The organism is Amycolatopsis sp. NPDC089917 (assembly GCF_040684635.1).
Classification (GTDB): Bacteria; Actinomycetota; Actinomycetes; order Mycobacteriales; family Pseudonocardiaceae; genus Amycolatopsis.
Genome location: NZ_JBFBGL010000016.1, coordinates 61,930 through 87,886, shown reverse-complemented (window position 1 = coordinate 87,886; position 25,957 = coordinate 61,930). Strand labels below are relative to the sequence as shown.

Genomic DNA, 25,957 nt, shown 5'->3' with positions numbered 1-25,957 from the left:
TTGCCTGTCAAGCCGGGGTCAGGAGCCCAGGTAACGCAGGATCGCCAGGACGCGACGGCTGTAACCGGCGGTGTCGGTCAGTGCGAGCTTGTCGAAGATGGCGTTCACGTGCTTCTCGACCGCGCTTTGCGACACGTACAACGACCCGGCGATCCCGGCGTTCGTGTGGCCCTGTGCCATCTTCTCCAGCACCTCGCGTTCGCGGACCGTCAGCTTCGCGAGCGGATCGGTGTGCGTGGTCCGCGCGAGCAACCGCCGGACCACTTCCGGATCGAACGCGGCCCCGCCCGCGGCGACCCTGTCGAGCGCGTCCAGGAATTCGCCCACCTGGGCGACCCGGTCCTTCAGCAGATAGCCGACGCGTTCGCCGTCGCCGGTGATCAGCTCTGCGGCGTAGCGCTTCTCGACGTACTGCGAGAGCACCAGGACCCCGATCTCCGGCCAGCGTTTCCGGATCTCGAGGGCCGCGCGAAGGCCTTCGTCGGTGTGGGTCGGCGGCATGCGGACGTCGGTGACGACCACGTCCGGCTGGAACGCGGCGGTCGTCGAGACGAGGGCGTCGCCGTCGCCGACCGACGCCACGACGTCGTGCCCCTCTTCGACCAGCAGCCGGACGAGTCCTTCGCGCAGCAGGGTCGAGTCTTCGGCGAGGATCACCCGCACGGCAGCACCGCCGTCACCACGGTCGGACCGCCGGGCGGACTGTCCACAGTGAACTCACCGTCCGCCGCCGCGACACGCCGTGCGAGGCCGGAGAGACCGCCGCCGGACGCCCGCGCCCCGCCGGCGCCGTCATCGGTGATCCGCACCCGCACCCCGTCCCCGGCCCGCTCGGCCTCGATGTCGATCCGCGTCGCCGCGGCGTGCTTGATCGTGTTGGTGACCGCCTCGGACGCGACGAAGTAGACGACGGTCTCGATGGCCGCCGACGGCCGTTCCGGTAGGTCGACCCGCAGGTGGACCGGGACGCCGGAGCGTTCCGCCAGCGCCTCCAGCGCGGGGTGCAGACCGTCCGAGTCCAACGCGATCGGATACACCCGCCACGAGACTTCACGCAGGTCTTCGAGGGCTCGCTGCGATTCCTCGTGCGCCTGCCGGAGCAGGTCCGACGCGTGGTCCGGATCGCTGGTCCGCCGCGCCCGGCCGAGCAGCATCCCGAGCGCGACCAGCCGCTGCTGGACGCCGTCGTGCAGGTCCCGTTCGATTCGGCGGCGCTCGCCGTTGACCGCTTCGACCACCTCGGCCCGGCTGGTCGACAGTTCGGAGACCCGGCGGCGCAACGTTTCCTGTGTACTGGGGCCGAGAAAGCGCCTGGCCAGCTTGCGTTCCAGTGTCGCGATCCCGAGGAGTCCTTGCACGGAAAGGAAGAGCAGGAGGACACCGAGCAGGACGGTGGCGATCTGATCGGAGACGTCACCTTCACCGGGCCAGTCGCCGAAGGCCTTCTGGTACGCGACGTACGTCCCGATCACCACGCCGTAGCCGAGCAGCAGGAAGATCCCGGCGCCGAAGAGACCGACGACGCACCGCGGGACGAGATAGGCCATCGCGCGGCTGTCGGGGTAGTCCAGGGCGTTCGCCTCGCCGAAGTACTTCTCCAGCCGTCGCCGTTCCATTTCGGACAGTACGTGGGCACCGGCGAGGACAGGCTCCCGCACCGCGGGGATCAAGAGCGCGAGGCCGCCGAAGAGCACGTAGAAGAACTCCGCGAACGCTGTCATGGCGCCGATCGCCAGGCCCAGCGTGCCGCGGAGAGCTTTTCGCAGGTAGCGGCGAATCGCTGCCGGAACAGGCATAACGCCAGGTTAGCGGGGTCGTCGAAGATCGGTACTGCGGTTTTCCTCAGTGATCTGTGCCGCTTCACCCCAGGGTGTGGAACCCGGGCAATTCGTACGTTCGTTGACACCTGCAGACGACCACGAAAGGCCGCCATGAATCTCCTCCTCGCCCAAGCCGCCAGCGAACCGATGGGTGGTCTCGCCGGCTGGGCGGTGTCGCTGATGGACGCGCTGGGCGGTCCGGGAGCCGCGATCATCGTCGGACTGGACAACCTGTTCCCGCCGATCCCGAGCGAACTCGTGCTCCCGCTCGCCGGATTCTCCGCCAGCCAGGGCACGTTCACCCTGGTGGAAGCGCTGGTGTGGACGACCTTCGGGTCAGTCGCGGGCGCGATCATCGTCTACTACCTCGGCCTGCTGCTGGGCCGTGACCGCACACGCCGCTGGATGGCGAAGATCCCGCTCGTCAAGGCGTCCGACTTCGACAAGACCGAGGCATGGTTCCGGAAACACGGCACCAAGGCGGTGTTCTTCGGCAGGATGGTGCCGATCTTCCGCAGCCTCATCTCCCTGCCCGCCGGGATCGAGCGGATGCCGTTCTGGCGGTTCCTGACCCTGACCACGCTGGGCAGCCTGATCTGGAACACGGTGTTCGTCCTGGCCGGCTACGCCCTCGGGGAGAGCTGGCACCTGGTCGAGGAGTACGCCGGGTTCTTCCAGTACTTCGTGATCGCCGCCGTCGCGATCGCGGTCGTGCTCTTCGTCGTGAACCGGCTTCGTGAGAAGAACCGCACCAATGCGTGAACCCGTGTTGGGGCGCCTGGAGCGGCGCCCCACACGGTCGTATCAGGACCGGAAGGGACCGGTCACCTCGTAGGTGATCCCACCCGAAGACGAACCGGAGGTGCCGCGTTGCGACGAGAAGTACAGCCGATTCCCCGCAGGAGTGAACGCGGGACCGCAGATCTCCGACGAGCTCTGGCCGGTGATCCGCAGGAAGGGCGCCACGATGTCGTTCGGCGTGATGACGCAGATCTCCATGTTGCCGCCGTCTTCGGCGACGTACAGGTCACCCGACGCGCTCCCGGTGACGTTGTCGACGCCGGTCAGCGGCGCCGAACCAGGGCTGACCAGCGAGTCGTCGTAGGCCAGCTCGTAAGTGCTGTTCGTCAGGTTGAGCTGCCAGACGCGGTTGTCGCCCTTCGTGGTGAACCAGGCGGTGTCGTTGGCGTAGTGGAGGCCTTCGCCGCCGTTGAACCGCTTCGCGCCGGACACCTGGTTGCGGGTGGCGGTGGGGGAGCCGTCGGGGTCGGGCACGTTCGCCCAGGTGAAGCTGCCCGACGTCGCCGTGCCCGCCTTCAGCACCTGCAGCGTCCCGGCCGAGAGGTCGCCCCAGGTCGTCGGGACGAAGCGGTACAAGCAGCCGTCCGTGGTGTCCTCGGTCAGGTAGACGACCTTGCGCACCGGGTCGGCCGCCGCGGCCTCGTGCTTGAACTTCCCCATCGCGGGCCGCTGGACGGCGGCCGAGGCGGGTCCGTTCGGCTGGCACTCGTAGACGAAGCCGAGATCGATCTCCTCGCAGGAAAGCCAGGTGTTCCAAGGAGTTTTGCCACCCGCGCAGTTCTGGCGCGTGTTCGCCAGGACACGGTGGGCGCCGGTGATGTTCCCGCTCGCGTCGAACTTGACCGCGCTCGCGCCGCCGCCGGGCGTGATCTCCGAGTTCGACACGTAGATCCAGCCGCTGCCATCGGCGAACACCGCGCCGCCGTCCGGGGCGCTGTGCCAGGTGTAACCGGTGCTCGCGACCTTCTGGCCGGATCGTGCGATGACGCGGCTGGTGAATCCCGCGGGCAGCTGGATCCTGTTCGCGTCGGCGGCCTGCAGCGCGCCGTACGGGCTGGGTCCGTTCTGGGCGGGCGCCGCCAGCGCGGCCCCCGAGAGCCTGTTTCCGAACGCCGTGACGCCGGCGCCGACCACGGCCGCGCGCAGGAAATTCCGTCGCTTCACTCGTGCCTCCGCTGATGTGGTGGTGCGGGAAGGAGCGGATCGGAGAGTACGGGCGGAACGGGACTTCCAGGTGAATTCGCGGCGTATTCACCGGGAGGGGAGAACTTTCGTAGGGAGGCCTCGTTCAGCACTATTTCCTTCGCCTTCCGAAGGCCCGGCGCTTCGGCGCCACCGCGTTGTTCGGCGATTTCCAAGGCGAGGAGTACGCGGTCGAGCGGAGCACATCCGCCATTGCGGTGGTGCCGACGTCCGATCAGGTGACGCCACTCGGCGAGATACTCGTCGAGCCCGGGTTCGCCGGGTACGGCCCGGAGCAGCGCTCGCATCAGGACACGCATCTGATTTTCATTGCCGGGCAAGGTGTTCCGGGCCAAGGTGTCGGCCAGGGTGCTTCGGGACTGACCGGTCGCGGCGGCCAGCGCGCGGATGCTGAGGCCGCTTCGATCGCGGAGTTCGCGCAGTCGCGCCATGAATTCCGATTCCGTGGTGAGGGTGGTGTTCATCGGCGTGCCCGTGCGGGCATCGGACGGAGGACGGCGCAGAGCAGGGTGATCGCGATCCCCGCCGCGATCGGCGCACTCGTACCGGCGAAGGTCAGTGCCGTGACGAATACGGTGAGAATGCTCAGGCAAACGATCTGACCGGCCGAAACGCAGCTTCGCCTCGGCAGCAGGGGCGGCAGGATTCCGTGACTCATGACCTTGCCCTCTCAAGGCTCAGTGGCGGCATCCGGATGGATGGGCACGGAATACACGTTATCAAATCGTGATAGGGAGTTTAAGGAGGTTTAATGTCCGGGATCGTCCGGGTTTCGACGGCGAAGGCCCCGGATCCTGGACGGATCCGGGGCCTTCGGTTCGTGTCGTTACGCCGCCTGGGCGACCGGGGTGGACGCCGGGGCCAGCGCGAGGTCCAGCACTTCGCGGACGTTCGCGACGGTGTGGACGTCCAGCTGTGCCAGCACTTCGGCCGGGACGTCGTCGAGGTCCGGCTCGTTGCGCTGCGGGATGATCACCGTCTTCATCCCGGCCCGGTGCGCGGCCAGCAGCTTCTGCTTGACCCCGCCGATCGGCAGCACGCGACCGGTCAGCGACACCTCACCGGTCATCGCGACGTCCGATTTGACGACCCGGCCCGAAAGCAGGGACGCCAGCGCGGTCGTCATCGTGATGCCGGCGCTCGGCCCGTCCTTGGGCACGGCGCCCGCGGGGACGTGCACGTGGATGCCGCGGTCCTTCAGGTCGCCGACCGGGAGCTCCAGCTCCGCGCCGTGCGAGCGCAGGTACGACAACGCGATCTGCACCGACTCCTTCATCACGTCGCCCAGCTGACCGGTCAGGGCCAGCCCGGTCGAGCCGGATTCCGGATCCGCCAGCGACGCCTCGATGTAGAGGACGTCACCGCCGGCGCCGGTCACCGCGAGACCGGTCGCCACACCCGGCGTCGACGTGCGCTGGGTCGACGCGGGCAGCGAGGACTCCGGCAGGTGCCGCGGGCGCCCGAGGTAGGTCTCGAGCCCGTCGGCGTCGATCGTCAGCGGCAGTTCGATCTCGTCCAGCGCGACCTTGGTCGCCACCTTGCGCAGCACCTTCGCGATGGTCCGGTTCGCGTTGCGCACCCCGGCTTCCCGCGTGTACTCGGCGGCGATGCGGCTGAACGCGCCGTCGGTCAGCGTGACGTCGTCCTTTCCGAGGCCCGCGCGGTCCAGCTCGCGGGGGAGCAGGTGGTCGCGGGCGATGGTGACCTTCTCGTGCTCGGTGTAGCCGTCGAGGGTGACCAGCTCCATCCGGTCCAGCAGCGGGCCGGGGATGGTCTCGAGCGCGTTCGCCGTCGCGAGGAACACGACGTCGGACAGGTCCAGCTCGACCTCGAGGTAGTGGTCGCGGAACGTGTGGTTCTGCTCCGGGTCCAGCACCTCCAGCAGCGCTGCCGTCGGGTCGCCGCGGTAGTCGGCGCCGACCTTGTCGATCTCGTCGAGCAGCACGACCGGGTTCATCGAGCCCGCTTCCTTGATGGCGCGCACGATCCGGCCGGGCAGCGCGCCGACGTAGGTGCGCCGGTGGCCGCGGATCTCGGCCTCGTCGCGGATGCCGCCGAGCGCGACGCGGACGAACTTGCGCCCCATCGCCTTCGCCACGGACTCGCCGAGCGACGTCTTGCCGACCCCGGGAGGACCGGCGAGCGCGAGCACCGCGCCCGAACGCCGTCCGCCGACCGGGCCGAGACCCGACTCCGCGCGGCGCTTGCGCACGGCCAGGTACTCGATGATGCGTTCCTTCACGTCGTCGAGACCGGCGTGATCGGCGTCGAGGATGTCGCGCGCGGCGGCGATGTCGTGGACGTCGGTGGAGCGCTCGTTCCACGGCAGTTCGAGGACTGTGTCCAGCCACGTGCGGATCCAGCCGCCCTCGGGGGACTGGTCCGACGTCCGCTCCAGTTTGTCCACTTCGGACAGTGCGGCCTTCTTGACCGCGTCCGGCAGTTCGGCGGCCTCGACGCGGGCGCGGTAGTCGTCGTCGTTGGCGGTGCCGTCGAGTTCGCCCAGCTCCTTGCGGATCGCTTCGAGCTGGCGGCGCAGCAGGAACTCCTTCTGCTGCTTCTCCATGCCCTCCTGGACGTCCTTGCGGATCGTGTCGGTGACCTCGAGCTCGGCCAGCTGCTCGCGGCTCCATTCGAGGGCTTTTTCGAGCCGTGCCGAAACGTCGAGCGCGGAGAGCAGTTCGAGCTTCTGCTCGGTGTTCAGGTACGACGAGTTACCCGCGAGGTCGGCGAGCGCGGACGGGTCCTCGACCTCCTGGACGGCGTCGATCATCTGCCAGCCGCCGCGCTGCTGGAGGATCGCGAGGACGACGCTCTTGTACTCGGACGCGAGCTTCGCGGAGTTGTCGTCCGTGGTCTCGGTGGCGACCTCGGCGTGGACCCAGCGGGCGGCGCCCGGACCGTCGGCGATGCGGCCGACGACGGCACGGCGGGTGCCGCGCAACAGCACCGCGGTCTTGCCGCCGGGCACGCGCCCGATGCGTTCGACGGTGGCGATGGTGCCGAGTTCGGCGTACTCGCCGTGGACGCGGGGGACGATCAGCACCTCGGCCTTGGCGGCGGCGCCGGACCGGATCCCCGGGAACGAAGCCTGGGCAGGTGTGTTGGCCTGGGCGGACTCCACCGCGGCGCGCGTCTCCGTGTCGGCGAGGTCGAGCGGGACGATCATGCCCGGCAGCACGACGTCGTCATCGAGCGGGAGGACGGGCAGGAGGCGGTTGTCGGTCATCTGTGCACTCCTCGGTTAGTTGAGTCTGCCTAGCTCAACTCTCCGATCGACCCGTTTGTTTCCTTTCCGCGTTCGCCGTCAGCGATCACCCACTCCTCCGACCTCCACGCCCCAACGCGTCGAGATTAGGGGGCTAAAGTCGACGCGTTGGGGTCAAAGGTCGGATGTCAGGGGTGGGTGGCGACACCGCACCAGGCGAATGGCCGGGCGCCTTCCTCGTCCCGGCGCAGTTCCCGCGTCGGCCGCCACGCGGGCAGGTGCACGAGACCGGGCTCCATCAGAGGCCAGTCCCCGAAGAGCGGCTCGATCTCTTCGCGGTCCCGCATCCACACCGGGTTGCTCGTCTTCCGGTACTGCTCGACCATCCAGCGCAGCCCGTCGGCGTCAGCGCCCGTCTGGCCGCCGAAGCTCATGTGCGACAGCCCCAGCCAGCTGCCCGGCGCCAGCGCGTTCCGATAGGTCGCGACCAGCGCGGGCGGATCGTCGTGCGGACCGGCGAAATGCAGGACGGCCATCATCATCAGGCAGACGGGCTGCTCGAAATCGATCAACCGCCGCGTCTCCGGATGCCGCAGGACGTCCTTCGGTCGCCGCATGTCGGCGTGGACGATCCCCGCCCAGTCCGTCGCCTCGTGCCGTTCGAGGATCAGCTCCGCGTGCGCCACCGCCACCGGCTCGTAGTCGACGTACACGACCTTCACCTCATCGCCGGGCTCCAGCTCTTCCCGGACGATCTCGTGCACGTTCCCGGCGGTCGGGACACCGGAACCCAGATCGACGAACTGCCGGATCCCGGCGTCCAGCGCGGCCCGCACGACGCGGTTCATGAACTCGCGGTTGTGCCGCGCGCCCGGTTTCACCCACCGCCACTGCCGTTCCAGCCGCCGGGCGAACTCACGGTCGACCGCCCAGTTGTGGGTCCCGCCGAGAAACCAGTCGTAGATCCTCGCCGCGGACGGCTTTTCGGTGTCTACCCCGGTCGGCGCAACCGGGGCCGCGTCATCGTCAGTGGTCACGGAAACCCCCTGCTCTCCCAGGAAAGGGCCTATCGGGATCAGTGCACCGCCGGCCGCCGCTGCCAGTACGTCCAGAGCGGCCGGTAACCCTGCGCGTACCAGAACGGCGTCGACCGCGGATTGGCCAGCGCGTGGTGCAGCAGCACGGCTTCGGTGCCGCATTCGTCGAAGATCTGGTGCGCGTGCGCGGCGAGCGCCGACCCCACGCCGCTCGACCGCGCCGGTTCGGCCACCGCCAGCGACGACAGGTAGCCGACCTTGTCGGCCGCGACCCGGCCGCCGATCCACGCCGTCTCCCCGGGGAACTGCACCCGCACCATGCCCAGCGGGCGCCCGTACAGCTCGGCGATCCACAACGTGGGGTTCTCCCGCTGCAGCTCTTTCGACAGGTCCGCGGTGATCGCCTCCTCCGCGCCCTCGCGCAAGGTGACAGAGCCGAACTGCGCGTCATAACGCTGCAATTCCAGTTCGAGTCCGACGGCGGTTTCCAGATCATCCGCTTCCGCGGGCCGGATGTGCACTCCGGGAGTGGCGGGCGGCCCGGTCACGGCGAGCCGGTCGGCCGGCCGGACCGCGATCACCAGCACCGGAGCGAATCCGCGGCGCAGCAATTCGGCGGAGCCGGGCGAATCCCGGCTGGGCCGCACCACGGTCGCGGCCGTTTCGACATCCCCAGGTGGGGCGACCGCCTTTAGATGTTCATCCCATCGGGTGAGTAATGCGTCAAGGGCCGCTTCCGGACGAGGTCCGGTGAGCCGCGCTTCGAGGCGATGTTCGACGAGGGCCCGCCACGGAGAGTCAACAGAATCAGGACCCGCTTCAGTCCGTACCGACAATCCGGCGGCAGCCGAGTCGCCCGCTGTCGCGGAGAGTGACACGGAGCCCTCGACAGGCTCCAGTGCAGGCATTTCAGGAAGCAGGGCGTCCACGGTGGCGAGCCGCTCGGCATGCCCGGCGGCGATGGCGTGGCTATTCATAGGACTATTCAAGCCCCTACTGACGGGTCCGACGGGAACTTCACGAGATTGGCTTGACCGTGGCGCCAGGTGACTTCCGGTAGTCGGAAGGAACGCGAATATCGCTCCCATTTCACCCCTTGGTCCACGCAGGTCAGCGCGACGCGCCCATTGTTAACCCTGGGGTGATCTCATACTGTCTCGAATGGGACTTGGGTACGCCCTCCGGGGTACTGTATTGCCCTCGTCCCCGAGGTCGCGGTAGGACAGGACCGGTTGGGCAGCCGGGAAGGAAGGTCGGATGCCGGACACGAACGGCAGGCCCGCGAGCGCCGCACAGGCGGCAGCGGGCAAGGGAGGCGCCGTTACGGAGGCTCGTACCGACGAGCGACGATTCCGCGTCTACACCTTCGCGGTACTCACCATGGGCATCGCCGCCGCGGCCGCCGTCAGCCTGTGGCTGGACTTCGAGGCCTCGGACGATCTGCTGTGGATCGGGCCGATCCTCGCGCTCGCGTTCCTGCTCGCCGAACAGCTCGGGATCAACGTCGACGTCCGCAGCGGCATCTCCTGGACGATCTCGTTCACCGAGATCCCGCTGGTCATCGGATTCTTCGTCGCACCCTTCGAAGTAGTCCTCGCCGCGCATCTCGTGGCGGGCATCGGAACCTTGCTCGCCCGCAAGGTCGCGGGCCGTGTCCTCTACAACGCAGGCGCGTTCCTGCTGGAGATCACCGGCGCGTTCGCCGTGGCAGGACTGGTGAAACAGGCCTCCGGCGCCCACAGCATGACCTGGATCGCCGCGCTGGCGGGCACTTTGACCGCGCCGCTGGTCAGCACGCTGCTCGCGCTCGCCGCCGTCCGCGTGCTGCGCCGCCGCATGCGGGTCAGCACCGCGATCCGGCTGACCGGCCGCATCCTCGTCGTCGGATTCGTCAACGCCTCGGTCGGTCTTTCCGGTTATTTGGTCATTTCCGGGACGCCGAAGGCTTGGCCGCTCGTGCTGGCCGTCTTCCTCGGACTCACCGCGCTGTACTGGGCGTACTCCGATCTGCTCCGCGAACAACGCGACATGGAAGCGCTGTCCGACGTCAGCCTGATGGTCGCGCGATCCGGTCAGCAGGCCGCCGCGCGTCCCGCCGGGCGCGCCGACGAACTCGTCGGCGGCGTGGACGTCCGCGAGTGGGCGACCATCGCCGAACGCATCAAGGACCAGCTGGCCGCGGGCCGGGTCGTGCTCAGGCTGCGGCTGGAACCCAAGGACACCATGCGCATGGTGGTCGCGGGTGACGAACTGCCGCCCGTCGATCCGGCCGCCGACGACCCGCTGCTGCGCCTGCCCGGCGCGCACGTCCGGCATTTCCGGATCACCGAAGCCAATCCGGATGTCCGCTCCGCGTTGCTCGACCGCGGCGCGCAGGAAGCGCTGGTCGTCCCGTTGCGGAGCGCGAACCAGCTCCTCGGCGTCGTCGAAGCGCACGACAGGCTGTCCCGCTGGCGTGGTTTCGGCAAGTACGACGTCCAGCTGCTCGGCACGATGGCCAGTCACCTCGCGACGTCGCTGGACAACCGGCGGCTGCTCGCGACCCTGCGTCACGACGCCTACCACGATCCGCTGACCGGCCTGCTCAACCGGCCGGGCTTCCGCCAGGTCGCCAAGGAACCGTTGCGGGAACAGGTCGACGCGGTCGTGCTGCGGGTCGACCTCGACGTCTTCTCCACCGTCAGCGACGCCCTCGGTTACGTGTGGGCCGACCGGATGGTCATCGCCGCCGGACGGCGGATCCGTGACGCGCTCGGCCCCGACGTCCCGCTCGCCAGGCTCGAAGGCGCGTCCTTCGCGGCGCTCCTAGTCGGCTGCGCGCCGGAACGCGCCCAGGCCGCCGCGGAACTGCTCCGCGCGGAACTGGTCGCCCCGTATCCGGTGGACCGGCTCTCCGTCGAGGCCAACGCGATGATCGGCTACGCCACGTCCTCGGCCGAAGACGACGAGCAGATCGACGTCGACATGCTCCTGCAGCGCGCCGACGTCGCCGTCCGGGCCACCAAGGGCGGCGAAGAGGTCCGCGGCTACATGGCCAGCATGGGCCAGATCTTCATGCGCCGGTTCCAGATGGTCACGCAGTTCCGGCAGTCGCTGGAAGAAGGCCAGCTGAGCGTCCACTACCAGCCGAAGATCACCTTGCCGAACCGGCAGATCCAGGGCGTCGAGGCGCTCGTGCGCTGGGTGCATCCGGAGTTCGGCAGGCTCGGCCCGGACGAGTTCGTCCCGGCGATCGAGGCGGCCGGCCTCATCGGCGTCCTGACTTCGTTCGTGCTCGAAGAATCGTTGAAGCGTGTGCGGAAGTGGCTCGACGAGGGCCTGCGCATCTCCGCCGCGGTGAACCTGTCGGTGCGCAACCTCGCCGACGAGGATTTCCCGACGAAGGTCGCACGCGAACTCGACCGCTTCGGCATCCCGCCCGAGCTGCTCACGTTCGAGCTGACCGAGTCCGGTGTGATGTCCGACCCGCAGAAGGCACTGCCGATCCTGCGGGAACTGCACTCGCTGGGCATCGTGCTCGCCGTCGACGACTTCGGCACCGGCTACTCGTCGCTGGCCTACCTGCGGCAGCTCCCGGTCGACCAGGTCAAGATCGACAAGAGCTTCGTCCTCGGCATGGGCACGGACCTGGGCGACCTCGCCGTCGTGCGCTCCATCGTCGAACTGGGCCACTCGCTCGGTCTCACGGTCGTGGCGGAGGGCGTCGAGGAGGACGTCGCGCGAGATCAGCTCGAAGCGATGGGCTGTGACGTGGCACAGGGCTACCTGATCTCGCGGCCGCTGCCCGAGGATCGCCTGGAGGCGTGGCTGCAGGCGCGCACGGCGCGTTCGCCGGGGCGACACTCCGAGACCGTCTTGACCCTGCTGACCTGAGGTTTTGCGGTAAGAGGCCCCCCGCTCAAGGCCCCTTAACCGGCCTGCTAATCTTTCCAAGTCCTCGCGAGAGGGCAAGGCCCCTTTAGCTCAGTCGGTAGAGCGTTTCCATGGTAAGGAAAAGGTCTACGGTTCGATTCCGTAAAGGGGCTCGCAACCTCAACCGCGTCACGCAAGCGTGTCGCGGTTAGGGTTATGTAAGGGCGGTGTAGCTCAGCTGGCAGAGCAAGCGGCTCATAATCGCTGTGTCGCCGGTTCAAGTCCGGCCACCGCTACGCGGTAATCCTGGGTTTCCCAGGCCTAGTAGAGAAGGAAATGCTGTGGCTGCCACTGACGTGCGACCGAAGATCACGCTCGCGTGTGAGGAGTGCAAGCACCGCAACTACATCACCAAGAAGAACCGGCGCAACAACCCGGATCGCCTGGAGATGAAGAAGTTCTGCCCGAACTGCGGTACGCACCGGACTCACAAAGAGACCCGCTGAGCGTCTAGCGGTTCTACCAGTCTTGCTCGAAGCCGTCCTGGTCACCAGGGCGGCTTCGAGTATTTTCCGGGTTCGGTAGCCTGCTCGGGTGGCCTTGGATCAGTCGTTCACCGGGCGGGCGTACCCGCCGACCAGCACCTATGAAGTGAGTCGCGAGAAGATCCGGGAGTTCGCCGACGCGCTCGGCGACACGAACCCGCTCTATCGCGACACCGAAGCGGCGAAGGCGGCCGGCTACCCCGACGTCATCGCGCCGCCGACGTTCCTCACGATCATCAACCTCGCGTCGATCAACGCGATCGTCTCCGACCCGGAGCTGGGTCTCGACTATTCACGGATGGTCCACGGCGACCAGCGGTTCACCTACACGCGGCCGGTGCACGCGGGCGACGTCCTGTCGCTCACCACGTACATCGACAACATCATGACCCGCGCCGGGAACGACTTCATCAACCTGCGCGCCGAGATCTCCGGCGCCGACGGCGGCCTGATCGCCACCACGTACGCGCAGCTCGTGGTCCGAGGGGAGGGCGCGTGAGCACGTTCACCGCCGGAGAAGAACTGGCTCCGCTGACCGTCGAGGTCACCAGGGAGCAGCTGGTGCGCTACGCCGGCGCTTCGCTGGACTTCAACCCCATCCACTGGAACGAGGCCTTCGCCAAGGAGGTCGGCCTTCCGGACGTCATCGCGCACGGGATGCTGACGATGGCGCTCGGGTCGCGGCTCGTCACCGACTGGCTCGGCGACCCCGGCCGCCTCGTCGACTACTTCGCGCGCTTCACGCGCCCCGTGGTCGTGCCGAACGACGGCGCGGCGACGATCGAGTTCACCGGGAAGGTCGCCGTGGTCAACGACGACGGCACCGCGCGGATCGACATCACCGCCAAGTTCGAGGGCAAGGCGGTTCTCGGAAAGGCGCAGGCGGTCGTCCGCACCTGACCTCGAAAGTGATAGCAAGGGACCCTTGCTATCGCCTCTCTCAACATTGAGATAAGCGATAGCGAGGGTCCCTTGCTCTCTTTTCGCAGGTCAGCTGGGGTGCGCCGGAACCGCAGCGGCTCGCGTAGCGCCGCGAAGCGCCCTTCGCAGGCTTAAGAGGGGCCGCTTCGCGCGCTTAAGCGGCCTTAGGGCGCGTGATCAGACCCGCGATGCCGAACACCTCTCACGCCACGTAATGCCTCGCGTGTACTGCCAGTCGCAGCACAAAGGCGACAGCGCGCTACGCGACCTTGAGCAGCTTCTCGATGACCTCCGCCATCCCTTCCTCGCCCCGCGCGTTCGGGTGCAGCGGCGCGGCGGGGACCGAGGGCGCCGGGCCCTCCACCCACCGCCGGTTCGCCGCGCTGCACATGTCCCGCCCCTTGCTCGCGGTCGACATGTCGGCGAATCCCGCTTCGTGCGCCTTGGCCGTCTCCTGAAGCGTGGTGTTCAGCAGCTTCAGCGAGTCGCGGAAGTAGGCCACGTCCCCCTCGCCGACCGGCAGGACCGGCCAGCAGCCGCCGTTGTCGTCCGGAAGCACCGTCGGGTACCCGACGATCACGATGCGCGCTTCAGGCGCCTTCGAGCGGATCTGGTCCAGGACGCCGCCGAGCCGGTCCGCCGCGGCGCTGATGCGTTCGGCGAGCTGGTCGCGTCCGCCCGCGTTCAACTGCGTCTTGCACGGCGAAGCGGTCTGCTGCTGCGTTGCGCACTGACCCGCGAGCCCGGCCAAGCCCACATCGTTGCCGCCGATACCGACGGTCACCAACGTCGTGTCACCGTCGACCGCGTCGAGTTGCGGGGCGTTCGTGCCGTCCCGGGTCTTCTGCTCACCGGTGAGGTGCTCGGTCGTGGCGCCACCACAGCTGACGTCGACGAACTCCGCCGGGCGCAGCTTCGCGGCGAGCAGGCTCGGATAGTTGTTGTCCGAGCGGTCGCATCCCGCCGGCGCGCCCGCGGGCCGTCCAGTGCCCGGTGAAGCTGTGTAGGAGTCACCCAGAGCCACATATCGGCCCGAGCCCTCCGAAGTGGTGACCCCCGCCGGTGTCACCGACGTCCCTCGCTCCCACAGGTGGTAAGCGATCCCCAGGACGGACAGCACGATCACCAGGAAGAGGCAGCCGCCGCCAGTTCTCCGCTGCGTCACCCGTTCGTTGTACGCGACCCGGGTCACTCTTGTCATCGGTCCGACCGTCGGTGAACTACGCGTGAACGGGTGATCACCGGTTGCCTGAGACGTGGATCACGTTCAGGGTGAGGCGCGTACCTAGCCCCGAGGAAAGGCGAAAGACGTGAGCCTGAACTTGAACAAGCTGGTCGACAAGGCGTGGGAGGACAAGGGCATCAACGAGCTGCTGGACGCCCCGCCGTCGGCGCTCGAAGGTCTGACCCCGAAGCACGACGAACTCCTCGCGGAATTCAAGATCAAGACCATCCGGGACCTCGGCAACTGGAAGTACGCCGCGAAGGCCCACGCGCTCGTCCAGCTCGCAGACGGCGAATCCTGACCGTCGAGGACCTCTCCTGCCGGGAGGGGCCCTCAGACGAGATCGCGCAGCTCGGCAGCGAGATCGAGGGCATGAGCGACGTCCCGCGCGAGGTAGTGCGGGTCGACGAAGGCTTCGGTGATCCCGGTTTCCGCGGCCGCCTCCAGCTGCGCCGCGACGTCCTTGAGGTCCGTGTCGGGCTTCGGGTTGATCCGCAGCACCCGCCGCAGCGTGCCGGGGTCGCGGCCCGCCCGCTCGGCGGCGCTCACCACGGTCTTCCAGAGCTTCGCCAGATACGGCGCGGGCAGTCCGGCGGGCAGCCAGCCGTCCGCGCGGCGGCCGACGCGCTCCAGCGCCGGCTCCGATCGTCCACCCAGCAACACGGGCGGATGCGGGCTCTGAACCGGTCGCAATCCCACTTTCGACGTCGGGATCCGCCAGCGTTCGCCTTCGTGCTCGACGGGGTCCCCGGTCCAGAACGCCCGGAGGACGTCCAGAAGCTCCTCCAGTTGCCCGCCGCGGCCCTTCCAGGGCGTGCCTGTCGCGGTGTACTCGTCGCGAAGCCAGCCGGTGCCCAGCCCGACGTCCAGGCGGCCCCCGCTCACCTGATCCAGTGAAGTGAGCATCCGCGCGAGCACCACGGCCGGGTACACCGTCCCGGTGAGCGTGCTGGTGCCGAGCCGGACCCGTTTCGTGACGCTCGCGGCCGCCGTCATCACGATCAGCGGATCGCCGAAAGTGACGAATTCGGGCGGGTACGGCCGTTCCGGTGTTCCGCCGGGATAGAAGTCCGACGGCGAGACCGGGGCCAGTACGCGATCCCCGACCCACAGGGACTCGTACCCGAGTTCCTCGGCCGCCGAGGCGAAACCGGTGACAGCGTCCAACGACGCCAGGGGGCCGTACTGCGGAAGCGCGATCCCCAGGCGCATCGCGGTCACCGTGCTTCCGCGAGCAGCCGGCCCATCCTGGTGATCCCTTCGGCGAGATCGTTTTCGTTCAGCGCGTAGGAGATCCGGAAGTACCCGGGTGTCCCGAAAGCCTCGCCCGGCACCACGGCGACTTCAGCCTCGCGCAGGATCAGATCGGACAGCGCCACCGTGTCGGCCGGTCGTTCACCGCGAATCTCTTTGCCCAGCAAGGCTTTGACCGACGGGTAGACGTAAAAAGCGCCGAGCGGCACCGGAGTTTCCACTCCCGCGATCTCGGAAAGCAGGGACAGCGCCGTTTTGCGCCGGGTGTCGAACGCCACACGCATCGCGTGGACGGCGTCGAGCGGACCGCTCACCGCCGCCAGCGCGGCGCGCTGCGCGACGTTCGAAACGTTGCCGCACAGGTGCGACTGGTACGCCGTCGCGGCCTTGATCACGTCCTGCGGGCCGAGCATCCAGCCCACCCGCCAGCCGGTCATCGAGTACGTCTTCGCGACCCCGTTGAGGACGATCGTCCGGTCGGCGAGCTCCGGGACCAAGACGGGCATCGAAGGCGCTTCGGCGCCGTCGTAGACCAGGTGCTCGTAGATCTCGTCGGTGATGACCCACAGCCCGTTTTCGTGCGCCCAGCGTCCGATCGCCTCGACCTGCTCGCGCGGGTACACCGCGCCCGTCGGGTTCGACGGCGAGACGAACAGCAGCACCTTCGTGCGCGGCGTCCTGGCGGCTTCGAGCTGCTCGACGGTGACCAGGTAGCCCGCCGTCTCGTCCGCCGTGACCTGCACCGGGACCCCGCCGGCGAGGGCGATCGACTCCGGATAGGTCGTCCAGTACGGCGCGGGCAGCAGCACCTCGTCGCCCGGGTCGAGCAGCGTCGCGAACGCCGAGTAGACCGCCTGCTTGCCGCCGTTGGTCACCAGGACGCGACCGGGGTCGATCTCGAACCCGGAGTCGCGCACGGTCTTCGCTGCGATCGCCTCGCGCAGCTCCGGCAGCCCGCCCGCGGCGGTGTAGCCGTGGTTGACCTTGTCGCGGACGGCCGCTTCGGCGGCTTCGAGCACGTCGGCGGGGGTGGGGAAGTCCGGCTGCCCGGCGCCGAACCCGATCACCGGACGCCCCTGCGCCTTGAGCTCCCGGGCCTTCGCGTCGACCGCCAGCGTGGCCGACGGCGTGATGCCGCCGATCCGGGCCGAGACGCGGGATGCCGCCGAGGACGAGGGTGCGGGAGCGCTCATGGCGACATCGTGGCACGATCATGGGGTCGGCCGTGGGGAGTTTCCCCGCGGAAGGCTGCTCCGCGCCGCTTTGAGGGGGCGCGGTTGCGAAGCTGTTCGGGGGTTGCCGTAGACTTCTGGTCTCGGAACGCACTACGGTCATCCCCGCCACGGCGGTGGGGACGATGGAATGCGTCCTCGGGAGCTCCAGAGCATCGGGGCTCCAAAGGGGTGTAGCTCAATTGGCAGAGCAGCGGTCTCCAAAACCGCAGGTTGCAGGTTCAAGTCCTGTCACCCCTGCGTAAGCGAACTGGTGAAGGCGGAGGAGTGGTCGTGAGCGACAGCGACGCCAGCGGTGAGAAGGCGCAGGACGACGCCGGGCAGAAGCCCGACGAACAGTCCCGCCCGGTGACCGCCGCTGCCCGGCGTGAGCGCCGTGCGTCCGCGCGCCCGTCCGGCAAGGCCGACGCCAAGTCGGACGACAAGACCCGCCCCGCCGGCAAGGCGAAGGCCGGGGACAAGACCGAGAAGTCCAAGGACGCCAAGGGCACGGCGACCCCGAAGCGCGACCGCAAGCCGAAGCAGGCGTCGATCTTCGCCCGGCTGATGCGCTTCATCCGCGAGGTCTGGGCCGAGCTGCGCAAGGTCATCTGGCCGAACCGCAAGCAGATGGTCACTTACACCGCGGTGGTGCTGGTCTTCGTGGTGTTCATGGTGGCGCTGGTGAGCGGCCTCGACCTGGCCTTCAAAGAGGTCGTCGGTGCCGTCTTCGGCAGCTGAGGCAGCCGGTCGCGGTGCCTGATTGCACCGCACGGTGGCCTGCGCCACGGCAACCGATCAACTGAGAGGACGGAACGTGACCTCCGACAACGGCACAGCAGCCGGTCATGAGCTGACCGAGCTTTCCGACGAGCAGGTGCACGCGGCACTCGGCGACGAGCAGTCCGAGCACCTGGATTCCGTCGAGGTGCCCGCCGCAGGCGACGAGGTCGACGAAGCCGGAGATGTCGCGGAGGCCGACGAGGCGTCCGTCGAGACCGACGACACCGCAGCCGACGACAGCGCCACCGAGCCCGAAGCCGACGAAGACGTCGACCCGGTCGCCAAGCTGCGCGCGGAACTCAACGCCGCTCCCGGTGAGTGGTACGTCGTGCACTCGTACGCGGGTTACGAGAACAAGGTGAAGACCAACCTCGAGACCCGGACCCAGACGCTGGACGTCGAGGACTACATCTTCCAGATCGAGGTCCCGACCGAAGAGGTCACCGAGATCAAGAACGGCCAGCGCAAGCAGGTGCAGCGCAAGGTGCTGCCCGGCTACATCCTGGTCCGGATGGACCTGAACGACGCCTCGTGGAGCGCGGTGCGCAACACGCCGGGTGTCACCGGGTTCGTCGGCGCCACGTCGCGTCCGTCGCCGCTGACCGTGGACGAGGTGCTCAAGTTCCTCGCGCCCAAGGTCGAGACGGCCGCCCCGGCCAAGCCCGGCAAGGGCGAGGCCGCTTCCGCCGAGTCGCCGCTGGGCGCTCCCGCGGTCGAGGTCGACTTCGAGGTCGGCGAGTCGGTCACCGTCATGGACGGCCCGTTCGCGACGCTGCCCGCGACGATCTCCGAGGTCAACGTGGACGGACAGAAGCTGAAGGTCCTGGTGTCGATCTTCGGCCGGGAGACCCCGGTCGAGCTGTCGTTCAACCAGGTCTCCAAGATCTGACGGCCGCCAGACGGCCGGCAGTCCCCGCGTACTGGCAGGTGTGCGGGGGACTCAAGTCAGTAAGAAGGATCAAACGAAATGCCACCCAAGAAGAAGAAGCTTGCGGCGATCATCAAGCTGCAGATCAAGGCGGGTGCGGCCAACCCCGCGCCGCCGGTCGGCCCCGCGCTGGGTCAGCACGGCGTCAACATCATGGAGTTCTGCAAGGCCTACAACGCCGCGACCGAGTCGCAGCGCGGGGACGTCGTCCCGGTCGAGATCTCCGTGTACGAAGACCGCACGTTCGACTTCAAGCTCAAGACGCCGCCGGCCGCGAAGCTGCTGCTGAAGGCCGCGGGCGTGGAGAAGGGCTCCGGCGAGCCGCACAAGACCAAGGTCGCCAAGGTCACCTGGGACCAGGTCCGCGACATCGCGAAGACCAAGGAATCCGACCTGAACGCGCACGACATCGACCAGGCCGCGAAGATCATCGCCGGCACCGCCCGCTCGATGGGCATCACGGTCGTCGACTGAGTTCCACCCCGCACCACCGTGGGAGAGCCAGTGCTGGCTCCAACACCACACTGATCCGTTGAAGAGTTAAGGACAGAAGCAATGCCCAAGCACAGCAAGGCCTACCGTCAGGCTCTTGAGCTGGTGGACCGCGAGCGGCTCTACGCCCCGCTCGAGGCCGCGAAGCTGGCCAAGGAGACCTCCTCCAAGAAGATGGACGCCACCGTCGAGGTCGCCATGCGCCTCGGTGTCGACCCTCGCAAGGCCGACCAGATGGTCCGCGGCACCGTGAACCTGCCGCACGGCACCGGTAAGACCGCCCGCGTCATTGTTTTCGCCGTTGGTGACAAGGCCGCCGAGGCCGAGGCCGCCGGCGCGGACGTGGTCGGCACGGACGAACTGATCGAGCGCATCCAGGGTGGCTGGCTCGAGTTCGACGCCGCGATCGCGACGCCGGACCAGATGGCCAAGGTCGGGCGCATCGCCCGGATCCTCGGCCCGCGTGGCCTGATGCCGAACCCGAAGACCGGCACCGTGACCCCCGCGGTCGCGAAGGCCGTCGCGGACATCAAGGGCGGTAAGATCAACTTCCGCGTCGACAAGCAGGCCAACCTGCACTTCGTCATCGGCAAGGCCTCGTTCGACACCGACAAGCTGGTGGAGAACTACGCGGCCGCGCTGGACGAGATCCTGCGCGCCAAGCCGTCGTCGGCGAAGGGTCGCTACCTGAAGAAGGTCACGATCTCCACGACGATGGGCCCGGGTGTCCCGGTCGACCCGGCCCGGACCCGCAACCTCCTCTCCGAGGACGCGTGAGTCTGAGTTAGACATCACTGACAAGGGGGCGGTCCCGCTACGGCGGGGCCGCCCCTTTTTCGTGTTTGCTGGAGGGCATGCCTACCTTCGCGTCGTTCGACGGGCTCCAGCTGAACTACACCGTTTGGGAAGGTGAAGGGCGTCCGGTGCTGCTGCAGCACGGTTTCGCCGCCGACACGAACGCCAACTGGATCGCGCCCGGCGTCGTCGCCGCCCTCCAGGACGCGGGACTGCCCGTCATCAGCCTGGACGCGCGTGGGCACGGGCGATCGGCGAAACCGCATGACGAAGCCAGTTACGGCGATGACGCGATGGTTCGTGATGTGTCGGCTCTGCTCGACGCGCTGAACCTCGACGAGGTGTCGATGGTCGGCTATTCGATGGGCGCGATGATCGCGCTCGGCGCGGTGGCCGCCGACCCGCGGATCCGGTGTCTCGCGATCGGCGGGGTCGGTTCGGGGATCGTCGACTTCGGGGGTGTGGACACGCGGGTGGTCACGCCGGAGGCGATCAGCGAGGCGTTGCTCGCTTCGGACCCGTCGACGCTGCCGCCGTCTTCGGCGCCTTTCCGGATCCTGGCCGACGCGTTGCGGGCCGATCGGATCGCGCTGGCCGCCGTCGCGCGCGGGACGGCGAACCCGAAACTGGACCTGACCGCGATCGCCGTGCCGACCCTGGTCCTCGCCGGTGATTCCGACCCGCTGGCCGCCGAACCCGAACGCCTGGCCGCCGCCATCGCCGGCGCCCGCCTCGTCCGCGTCCCCGGTGACCACATGGCCGCCGTCATGCACCCCGCCTTCGGCTCCGCCCTGACCGGCTTCCTCACCTCGCACGACCTCTGACCCCCGTGTCGACTTTCGCGGGCTAATCGCGATCCGGCGGCAGGAAGCGTAGGTCGACAGGGGTCAGTTGCCGGTGGGCGGGGCGGGGCAGGGCTCGGGAGAGTTCGCGTGGCCGGTGATCAGCCACTGGCCCATCTCGACTTCCTGCAGGGTGAAGCTGCCCAGCACGGGGCCGCCACGGATGCTGTACCAGCACGAGTGGATCGTCAGGTTCTGCCGCGGGACCACGCTCGACATCGGACGCACCGCGTAGATGTAGGGCGTGATGTCGGTGACCTTGGCGTTCAGTGCCGGGACGGCGGTCGCGCAGTCCGGGTAGCCGAGATCCTTGGCGAACTGAGCTTGCGCCTGCTCGGTCATGGCCAGGCAGACTGTTTCGGTCCGGACGTCCGGCGGGTACGGCTTGCCGATCGTGTCGTAGATGGCTCGCACGGCCTCCCACGGATTGTTCGCGAGAACGCGATTCGTGTGGTGCTTGCCCCCGCCGCCCTGGACGAACGTCGCCGTGTCCTGCCCGGCGTCGCTGGGGAAGATCTGCCGGTAGGCGATGGTCGCCCCGACGCAGATCAGCACGATCACGATCACCCAAGCGAGGAGCTTCCCGCCGAGGCGTCGCAGCCAGCGAGGCATGCGCGGCCGAGGGGTGTGCACGAGTTCGCCGGGCGGCGGTCCCGGAGGCGCCGGCGGCTGTCCGCCGTAGTGCTGGGTCACGGGCTGCGCGGGCTGGGACGGCACGAGGCCCTGCTGCTGCGCTTCGGTGAACTTCAGATAGTCCTGGAACTGCTGAAACTGCTGGAACTGGCGCAGTTGCTCCTCGTCCAGCCGAGGCGCGGGCCGACCTCCCGCCTTGGGCTCGATGTCCGTGCCGGGCTCGTCGCCCGGCTTTCCGTCATCACGCTGCTCCGCCACGTCACCATGATGCCTCGCGAGAGCTCTGTCGCACTCCGCCGGTCGCGTTTAGCCCGCTGAACGCGAGTTGAGAGGGGTGCCGTGGGAGGGCGAGGAGAGGGTCGCGTACTCTTGTGAAGGTTCTACCGAAGACCGCTGGTCTTCTCCTGGTCATCTGGCCTGGAGAACGAAGGCCCCGCTAGGGCGGGCGACCCGCGCAGGAGGAACGAGGCTCGCTCGCGATGCACGTCGTCGTGTGCCCTGACGCCCCGCGCCTGTCTGCGCTGGGGCGTTTCGTCGTTTCAGGGCTCTCAAGGCCAGTGGACCACTAGCCAAGAGAGGAGGCGACCATGGCGAAGCCCGACAAGGAGGCGGCCGTCGCCGAGATCGCGGAGAGCTTCCGCAGCAGCTCGGCCACAGTCGTTACCCAGTACACCGGCCTCTCCGTGTCCCAGCTGTCCCAGCTGCGCCGCGCTCTCGGCACCAGTGCCAAGTACCGGGTCGCGAAGAACACCCTCGTCAAGCGTGCCGCCACGGACGCGGGCATCGAGGGCCTTGAAGACCTGTTCGTCGGCCCGACCGCGATCGCCTTCGTCGAAGGTGAAGCTGTTGACGCCGCGAAGGCGCTTCGCGACTTCGCGAAGGACAACAACGCGCTTGTGATCAAGGGCGGCTTCATGGACGGCAAGACGCTGTCCGTGGACGAGATCAACCAGATCGCCGATCTCGACAGCCGTGAGGTCCTGCTCGCCAAGGCGGCGGGCGCGTTCAAGGCGAAGCTGTCCCAGGCCGCCGCGCTGTTCCAGGCGCCGGCGTCCCAGGTCGCTCGCCTGGCTGCCGCGCTGGAGGACAAGCAGCGCAACGCCGGTACCGAAGCAGCCGAAGCACCCGCCGAGAGCTGAACACCCCCACCCCGAACTTTTAGTTCGTTTCAGAGAGGAAAGCCACCATGGCGAAGCTGAGCACCACCGAGCTGATCGACGCCTTCAAGGAGCTCACCCTTCTTGAGCTGTCCGAGTTCGTCAAGGAATTCGAGACCACCTTCGACGTGACCGCGGCCGCCCCGGCTGCCGTCGTCGCCCCCGGCCCGGTCGGCGCCGCCCCGGCCGCCGCCGAGGAGCAGGACGAGTTCGACGTCGTTCTCGAGTCCGCCGGTGACAAGAAGATCCAGGTCATCAAGGTCGTCCGTGAGGTCGTCTCGGGTCTGGGCCTTAAGGAGGCCAAGGAGCTGGTCGAGGCCGCTCCCAAGGCCCTCCTGGAGAAGGTCGACAAGGAGGCCGCCGAGGCCGCCAAGGAGAAGCTCGAGGCCGCGGGCGCCAAGATCGCCATCAAGTGATCTCGGGCGCGTAGCGCCTGCCGCAGCACCGTCGAAAGGGCGGGCATCCACTCCGGATGCCCGCCCCTTTCGCTTTGATCACGACCGTTGCGTCCGACGGGCGCCTTCCGACTACAGGGCGACTCATCCCGTTATGGAAGGCGAACAGTGACAACGGTGCGCAATCCTCGTGTCCGGTACTTCGCAAGTGCGCAACTTTCGCCCTTCGAGGTCGAAAAGCGAATAAAAGAGGCGAAAGCTTAGATCGAGGACGGCGACAACGCGGACGAGCCCGGTCCGGACTACACCGATCGGCTGCTCGTCGAGATCCTGGCCCAGCAGGTCGCTGCAAGGCGCCACCTGCTCGTTCTCGCTGTCATCGCCGTGCTCGGCGTCGCCGCTTCGGTGATCTGCGCGATCGTCATCGCCGTTCAGGTCACGAAGGCCAACGCTCACTCCGGTAGCGGCTCGTCGTCTTCGTCCTACTGCGGCCTCTATCGCTGCTAGCCCCGGCGCCCGGATCGCGTTTAGCGGGCTAATCGCGATCCGGAGGCGGAGCGGGTGGGGGGACGCGGGGAAGGGGCTGACCTCGGTTTAGCCCCCTAATCGCGACGCGGGTACCGCGCCGGGCTGGGAGGGGCCGGTTGTGGATCTGCGGCCGGGGGTGACGTGCACTACGGTGCCGCTAGCGGTGCACGGGCAGGCGGCGGGCTGCGCGAAAAGTTACCCGCGGGTCTGGCCAGAAAAGAAAACTGGTGAGTAACCTGTTCGCACTCAGCTCGTTGCACCTGGTTGACGCGGGTATCGCTGCGCGAACGCATGCGTCCTCTCGGGCCAGTGGCACGGGACGGCAGTGCGCGACGACGCGGAACAGCTCCTGGAGGTGCGATGGGTGCCGAGGTGGTCATCGAAGGTCTTTCCAAGTCCTTCGGTAAGCAGGCCATCTGGCGGGACGTCACGCTGACCCTGCCTCCGGGCGAGGTCTCGGCGATGCTCGGACCGTCCGGAACCGGTAAGTCCGTCTTCTTGAAGTCGATGATCGGTCTGCTCAAGCCGGACAAGGGCCGGTGCATGATCAACGGCGTCGACATCGTGACGTGCTCCGAACACCAGCTCTACGAGGTGCGCAAGCTCTTCGGCGTCCTTTTCCAGGACGGCGCGCTGTTCGGCTCGATGAACCTCTACGACAACGTGGCCTTCCCCCTGCGGGAGCACACGAAGAAGTCGGAGACCGAGGTCCGCCGGATCGTCCTCGAGAAGCTCGAGATGACCGGTCTCAACGGCGCCGACAAGAAGCTGCCCGGCGAGATCTCCGGTGGTATGCGCAAGCGTGCCGGCCTCGCCCGCGCCCTGGTGCTGGACCCGCAGATCATCCTGGTCGACGAGCCGGACTCCGGTCTCGACCCGGTCCGCACCACCTACATCTCCCAGCTCTTCCTGGACGTCAACGCGCAGATCGACGCGACGTTCCTGATCGTCACGCACAACATCAACCTCGCCCGCACCGTCCCGGACAACCTGGGCATGCTTTTCCGCAAGGAACTGGTCATGTTCGGCCCGCGCGAGGTGCTGCTGACCAGCGAGGAGCCGGTCGTCAAGCAGTTCCTCAACGGCAAGATGGACGGCCCGATCGGCATGAGCGAGGAGAAGGACTCGGCCCAGCTCGCCGCGGAGCGCGCGATGTTCGAGGCCGGTCACCACTCGGGCGGTGTCGAGGACGTCAGCGGGGTGCCGCCGCAGATGCAGCCGACGCCCGGCGTGCCGACCCGGATGGGCGCGGTCCGCCGCAAGGACCGCGTCATGCAGATCCTGTCCGGGCTCCCGCCCGAGGCGCAGCAGAGCATCATCGAGTCGCTCTCCCCGGAGGAGCAGCAGCGCTACGGCGTCCGTCCGCAGCGGCTCGCCGCGGCGGGGCATCGCTCCGCACCGCAGAACGACGGCCCGATGCCGAACCACCACCAGGGTCAGCTGCCCGACGATCAGGTCGCCTCCATCCCGCATCCGGGGAGACCGGGCAACCACCGCTTGCGGCCGCATGATCCTGGGTCAGGTGGCGCGTGAGCTCTCCCGCTTCATCGGCGAAGATCCCCGGAATCGGCATGGTGCGCGAGACCGGGAACCTGTTCGCCCTCGGCCTCGACATCGTTCGTGGCATTTTCCAGCGCCCGTTCCAGCTGCGGGAGTTCATCCAGCAGGCCTGGTTCATCGCGAGCGTCACGATCCTGCCGACGGCGCTCGTCGCGATCCCGTTCGGCGCGGTCATCTCGCTGCAGTTCGGTTCGCTCGCCCGCCAGCTCGGCGCCCAGTCCTACACGGGCGCCGGGTCGGTGCTCGCCACCGTGCAGCAGGCCAGCCCGCTGGTCACGGCGCTGCTGGTCGCGGGCGCCGGCGGCAGCGCCGTCTGCGCCGACATCGGCGCGCGGACCATCCGTGAAGAGATCGACGCCATGGAGGTGCTCGGCGTCTCCGCGGTGCAGCGGCTGATCGTGCCGCGCGTGCTCGCCATGATGCTGGTGGCGCTCCTGCTGAACGGCATGGTCAGCGTCATCGGCGTGCTCGGCGGCTACTTCTTCAACGTCGTCCTCCAGGGCGGGACGCCGGGCGCGTACCTGGCGAGCTTCTCCGCGCTCGCCCAGCTGCCGGACCTCTGGGTCGGCGAGCTGAAGGCGCTGATCTTCGGCTTCATCGCCGCGGTCGTCGCCTCCTACCGGGGACTGAACCCGTCCGGCGGCCCGAAGGGCGTCGGCGACGCGGTGAACCAGTCGGTCGTCATCACGTTCCTCATGCTGTTCGTGGTGAACTTCGTGATCACGCTGATCTACCTGCAGATCGTGCCCGGAAAGCTGGACTGACGC

27 protein-coding genes and 3 tRNA genes are annotated in these 25,957 nt (G+C 68.1%); 18 read left to right on the top strand and 12 right to left on the bottom strand.

All coding sequences use genetic code 11. The features are described from left to right. Positions 1-18 precede the first annotated feature (18 nt). Together AB0N89_RS14620 and AB0N89_RS14615 are read right to left on the bottom strand one after the other, a co-directional pair. Complete coding sequence (locus tag AB0N89_RS14620; RefSeq protein WP_364204495.1) at positions 19-663, bottom strand: response regulator transcription factor; 645 nt, start codon at positions 661-663, stop codon at positions 19-21. Beyond that, on the bottom strand, positions 654-1,796 hold the full coding sequence (locus tag AB0N89_RS14615; RefSeq protein ID WP_364204493.1) for a histidine kinase: 1,143 nt from the start codon (positions 1,794-1,796) through the stop codon (positions 654-656). The genes AB0N89_RS14620 and AB0N89_RS14615 overlap by 10 nt, the downstream gene beginning before the upstream one ends. A gap of 135 nt (positions 1,797-1,931) precedes the next feature. Here AB0N89_RS14615 and AB0N89_RS14610 point away from each other — a divergent pair, with 135 nt between their 5' ends. Next, positions 1,932-2,582, top strand: coding sequence for a DedA family protein (locus tag AB0N89_RS14610; protein ID WP_364204491.1), 651 nt, complete (start codon positions 1,932-1,934; stop codon positions 2,580-2,582). 42 nt (positions 2,583-2,624) lie between these two features. Here the strand turns inward: AB0N89_RS14610 and AB0N89_RS14605 are convergent, their stop codons facing one another. The 6 genes from AB0N89_RS14605 to AB0N89_RS14580 form a co-directional block, all read right to left on the bottom strand. After that, the gene (locus AB0N89_RS14605) at positions 2,625-3,785 is read right to left on the bottom strand and encodes an alkaline phosphatase PhoX (protein ID WP_364204489.1); all 1,161 of its coding nucleotides are present in this window, start codon (positions 3,783-3,785) and stop codon (positions 2,625-2,627) included. Then, complete coding sequence (locus AB0N89_RS14600) at positions 3,782-4,255, bottom strand: helix-turn-helix transcriptional regulator (RefSeq protein ID WP_364204593.1); 474 nt, start codon at positions 4,253-4,255, stop codon at positions 3,782-3,784. Before AB0N89_RS14600 ends, AB0N89_RS14605 begins: the two co-directional genes overlap by 4 nt. 29 nt (positions 4,256-4,284) lie before the next feature. Then, positions 4,285-4,482 (bottom strand): hypothetical protein, encoded by a 198-nt coding sequence (locus AB0N89_RS14595; RefSeq protein ID WP_364204487.1) that lies wholly within the window; start codon positions 4,480-4,482, stop codon positions 4,285-4,287. Between the two features lie 168 nt (positions 4,483-4,650). Continuing rightward, the gene (gene lon / locus AB0N89_RS14590) at positions 4,651-7,053 is read right to left on the bottom strand and encodes an endopeptidase La (protein ID WP_364204485.1); all 2,403 of its coding nucleotides are present in this window, start codon (positions 7,051-7,053) and stop codon (positions 4,651-4,653) included. A 167-nt stretch (positions 7,054-7,220) separates the two neighbouring features. After that, on the bottom strand, positions 7,221-8,069 hold the full coding sequence (locus AB0N89_RS14585; RefSeq protein WP_364204483.1) for an SAM-dependent methyltransferase: 849 nt from the start codon (positions 8,067-8,069) through the stop codon (positions 7,221-7,223). A 38-nt stretch (positions 8,070-8,107) separates the two neighbouring features. Then, positions 8,108-9,046, bottom strand: a complete 939-nt coding sequence (locus AB0N89_RS14580; RefSeq protein WP_364204481.1) for a GNAT family N-acetyltransferase — start codon at positions 9,044-9,046, stop codon at positions 8,108-8,110. Positions 9,047-9,326: 280 nt separating this feature from the next. On the opposite strand from AB0N89_RS14580, the gene AB0N89_RS14575 reads away from it, so the two are divergent. The 6 genes from AB0N89_RS14575 (at position 9,327) to AB0N89_RS14550 (ending at position 13,366) form a co-directional block, all read left to right on the top strand. Continuing rightward, positions 9,327-11,942 carry an EAL domain-containing protein gene (locus tag AB0N89_RS14575; RefSeq protein ID WP_364204479.1) on the top strand — a complete coding sequence of 872 codons (2,616 nt, stop codon included), beginning with the start codon at positions 9,327-9,329 and terminating at the stop codon, positions 11,940-11,942. Positions 11,943-12,021: 79 nt separating this feature from the next. After that, positions 12,022-12,094, top strand: a tRNA-Thr gene (locus tag AB0N89_RS14570). A gap of 50 nt (positions 12,095-12,144) precedes the next feature. Continuing rightward, a tRNA-Met gene (locus tag AB0N89_RS14565) sits at positions 12,145-12,217 on the top strand. A gap of 45 nt (positions 12,218-12,262) precedes the next feature. Then, positions 12,263-12,427 (top strand): 50S ribosomal protein L33, encoded by a 165-nt coding sequence (gene rpmG, locus AB0N89_RS14560; RefSeq protein WP_005152047.1) that lies wholly within the window; start codon positions 12,263-12,265, stop codon positions 12,425-12,427. Between the two features lie 88 nt (positions 12,428-12,515). Further along, positions 12,516-12,965, top strand: a complete 450-nt coding sequence (locus tag AB0N89_RS14555; protein ID WP_093932016.1) for a MaoC family dehydratase N-terminal domain-containing protein — start codon at positions 12,516-12,518, stop codon at positions 12,963-12,965. After that, the gene (locus AB0N89_RS14550) at positions 12,962-13,366 is read left to right on the top strand and encodes a MaoC family dehydratase (RefSeq protein ID WP_364204477.1); all 405 of its coding nucleotides are present in this window, start codon (positions 12,962-12,964) and stop codon (positions 13,364-13,366) included. The genes AB0N89_RS14555 and AB0N89_RS14550 overlap by 4 nt, the downstream gene beginning before the upstream one ends. Positions 13,367-13,646: 280 nt before the next feature. Here the strand turns inward: AB0N89_RS14550 and AB0N89_RS14545 are convergent, their stop codons facing one another. Then, the gene (locus AB0N89_RS14545) at positions 13,647-14,579 is read right to left on the bottom strand and encodes an SGNH/GDSL hydrolase family protein (RefSeq protein WP_364204591.1); all 933 of its coding nucleotides are present in this window, start codon (positions 14,577-14,579) and stop codon (positions 13,647-13,649) included. A 118-nt stretch (positions 14,580-14,697) separates the two neighbouring features. Between AB0N89_RS14545 and AB0N89_RS14540 the strand changes: the two genes are divergently transcribed. Further along, positions 14,698-14,913: a hypothetical protein gene (locus tag AB0N89_RS14540; protein WP_364204475.1), complete on the top strand. Its 216-nt coding sequence runs from the start codon at positions 14,698-14,700 to the stop codon at positions 14,911-14,913. A gap of 32 nt (positions 14,914-14,945) precedes the next feature. Here AB0N89_RS14540 and AB0N89_RS14535 read toward each other — a convergent pair whose 3' ends face one another. Next, positions 14,946-15,833 carry a TIGR03619 family F420-dependent LLM class oxidoreductase gene (locus AB0N89_RS14535; protein WP_364204473.1) on the bottom strand — a complete coding sequence of 296 codons (888 nt, stop codon included), beginning with the start codon at positions 15,831-15,833 and terminating at the stop codon, positions 14,946-14,948. Beyond that, positions 15,830-17,059 carry a pyridoxal phosphate-dependent aminotransferase gene (locus tag AB0N89_RS14530; RefSeq protein WP_364204471.1) on the bottom strand — a complete coding sequence of 410 codons (1,230 nt, stop codon included), beginning with the start codon at positions 17,057-17,059 and terminating at the stop codon, positions 15,830-15,832. Before AB0N89_RS14530 ends, AB0N89_RS14535 begins: the two co-directional genes overlap by 4 nt. Before the next feature lie 206 nt (positions 17,060-17,265). Between AB0N89_RS14530 and AB0N89_RS14525 the strand changes: the two genes are divergently transcribed. From AB0N89_RS14525 to AB0N89_RS14500, 6 genes are all read left to right on the top strand, one after another. Then, positions 17,266-17,338: transfer RNA gene (locus AB0N89_RS14525), tRNA-Trp, on the top strand. A 27-nt stretch (positions 17,339-17,365) separates the two neighbouring features. Next, on the top strand, positions 17,366-17,818 hold the full coding sequence (secE, locus tag AB0N89_RS14520) for a preprotein translocase subunit SecE (protein ID WP_037332751.1): 453 nt from the start codon (positions 17,366-17,368) through the stop codon (positions 17,816-17,818). Positions 17,819-17,894: 76 nt separating this feature from the next. Then, on the top strand, positions 17,895-18,749 hold the full coding sequence (gene nusG, locus AB0N89_RS14515; RefSeq protein ID WP_364204468.1) for a transcription termination/antitermination protein NusG: 855 nt from the start codon (positions 17,895-17,897) through the stop codon (positions 18,747-18,749). A 78-nt stretch (positions 18,750-18,827) separates the two neighbouring features. After that, complete coding sequence (gene rplK, locus AB0N89_RS14510; RefSeq protein ID WP_005152062.1) at positions 18,828-19,262, top strand: 50S ribosomal protein L11; 435 nt, start codon at positions 18,828-18,830, stop codon at positions 19,260-19,262. Between the two features lie 81 nt (positions 19,263-19,343). Further along, positions 19,344-20,057, top strand: coding sequence for a 50S ribosomal protein L1 (rplA, locus tag AB0N89_RS14505; protein WP_191257301.1), 714 nt, complete (start codon positions 19,344-19,346; stop codon positions 20,055-20,057). Positions 20,058-20,134: 77 nt separating this feature from the next. After that, positions 20,135-20,899, top strand: a complete 765-nt coding sequence (locus AB0N89_RS14500; protein ID WP_364204466.1) for an alpha/beta hydrolase — start codon at positions 20,135-20,137, stop codon at positions 20,897-20,899. A gap of 63 nt (positions 20,900-20,962) precedes the next feature. On the opposite strand, the gene AB0N89_RS14495 is transcribed toward AB0N89_RS14500, so the two are convergent. Then, positions 20,963-21,808 (bottom strand): hypothetical protein, encoded by an 846-nt coding sequence (locus AB0N89_RS14495; RefSeq protein ID WP_364204464.1) that lies wholly within the window; start codon positions 21,806-21,808, stop codon positions 20,963-20,965. 329 nt (positions 21,809-22,137) lie between these two features. On the opposite strand from AB0N89_RS14495, the gene rplJ reads away from it, so the two are divergent. The 4 genes from rplJ (at position 22,138) to AB0N89_RS14475 (ending at position 25,954) form a co-directional block, all read left to right on the top strand. Next, on the top strand, positions 22,138-22,689 hold the full coding sequence (rplJ, locus tag AB0N89_RS14490; protein ID WP_061979982.1) for a 50S ribosomal protein L10: 552 nt from the start codon (positions 22,138-22,140) through the stop codon (positions 22,687-22,689). Between the two features lie 47 nt (positions 22,690-22,736). Next, entirely contained in the window at positions 22,737-23,123 is a 387-nt protein-coding gene (gene rplL, locus AB0N89_RS14485; protein WP_364204462.1) for a 50S ribosomal protein L7/L12, read from the top strand. Positions 23,124-23,990: 867 nt separating this feature from the next. Beyond that, positions 23,991-25,163 carry an ATP-binding cassette domain-containing protein gene (locus AB0N89_RS14480; RefSeq protein WP_364204460.1) on the top strand — a complete coding sequence of 391 codons (1,173 nt, stop codon included), beginning with the start codon at positions 23,991-23,993 and terminating at the stop codon, positions 25,161-25,163. A gap of 38 nt (positions 25,164-25,201) precedes the next feature. Beyond that, positions 25,202-25,954 carry an ABC transporter permease gene (locus AB0N89_RS14475; protein ID WP_125732839.1) on the top strand — a complete coding sequence of 251 codons (753 nt, stop codon included), beginning with the start codon at positions 25,202-25,204 and terminating at the stop codon, positions 25,952-25,954. Positions 25,955-25,957 lie beyond the last annotated feature (3 nt).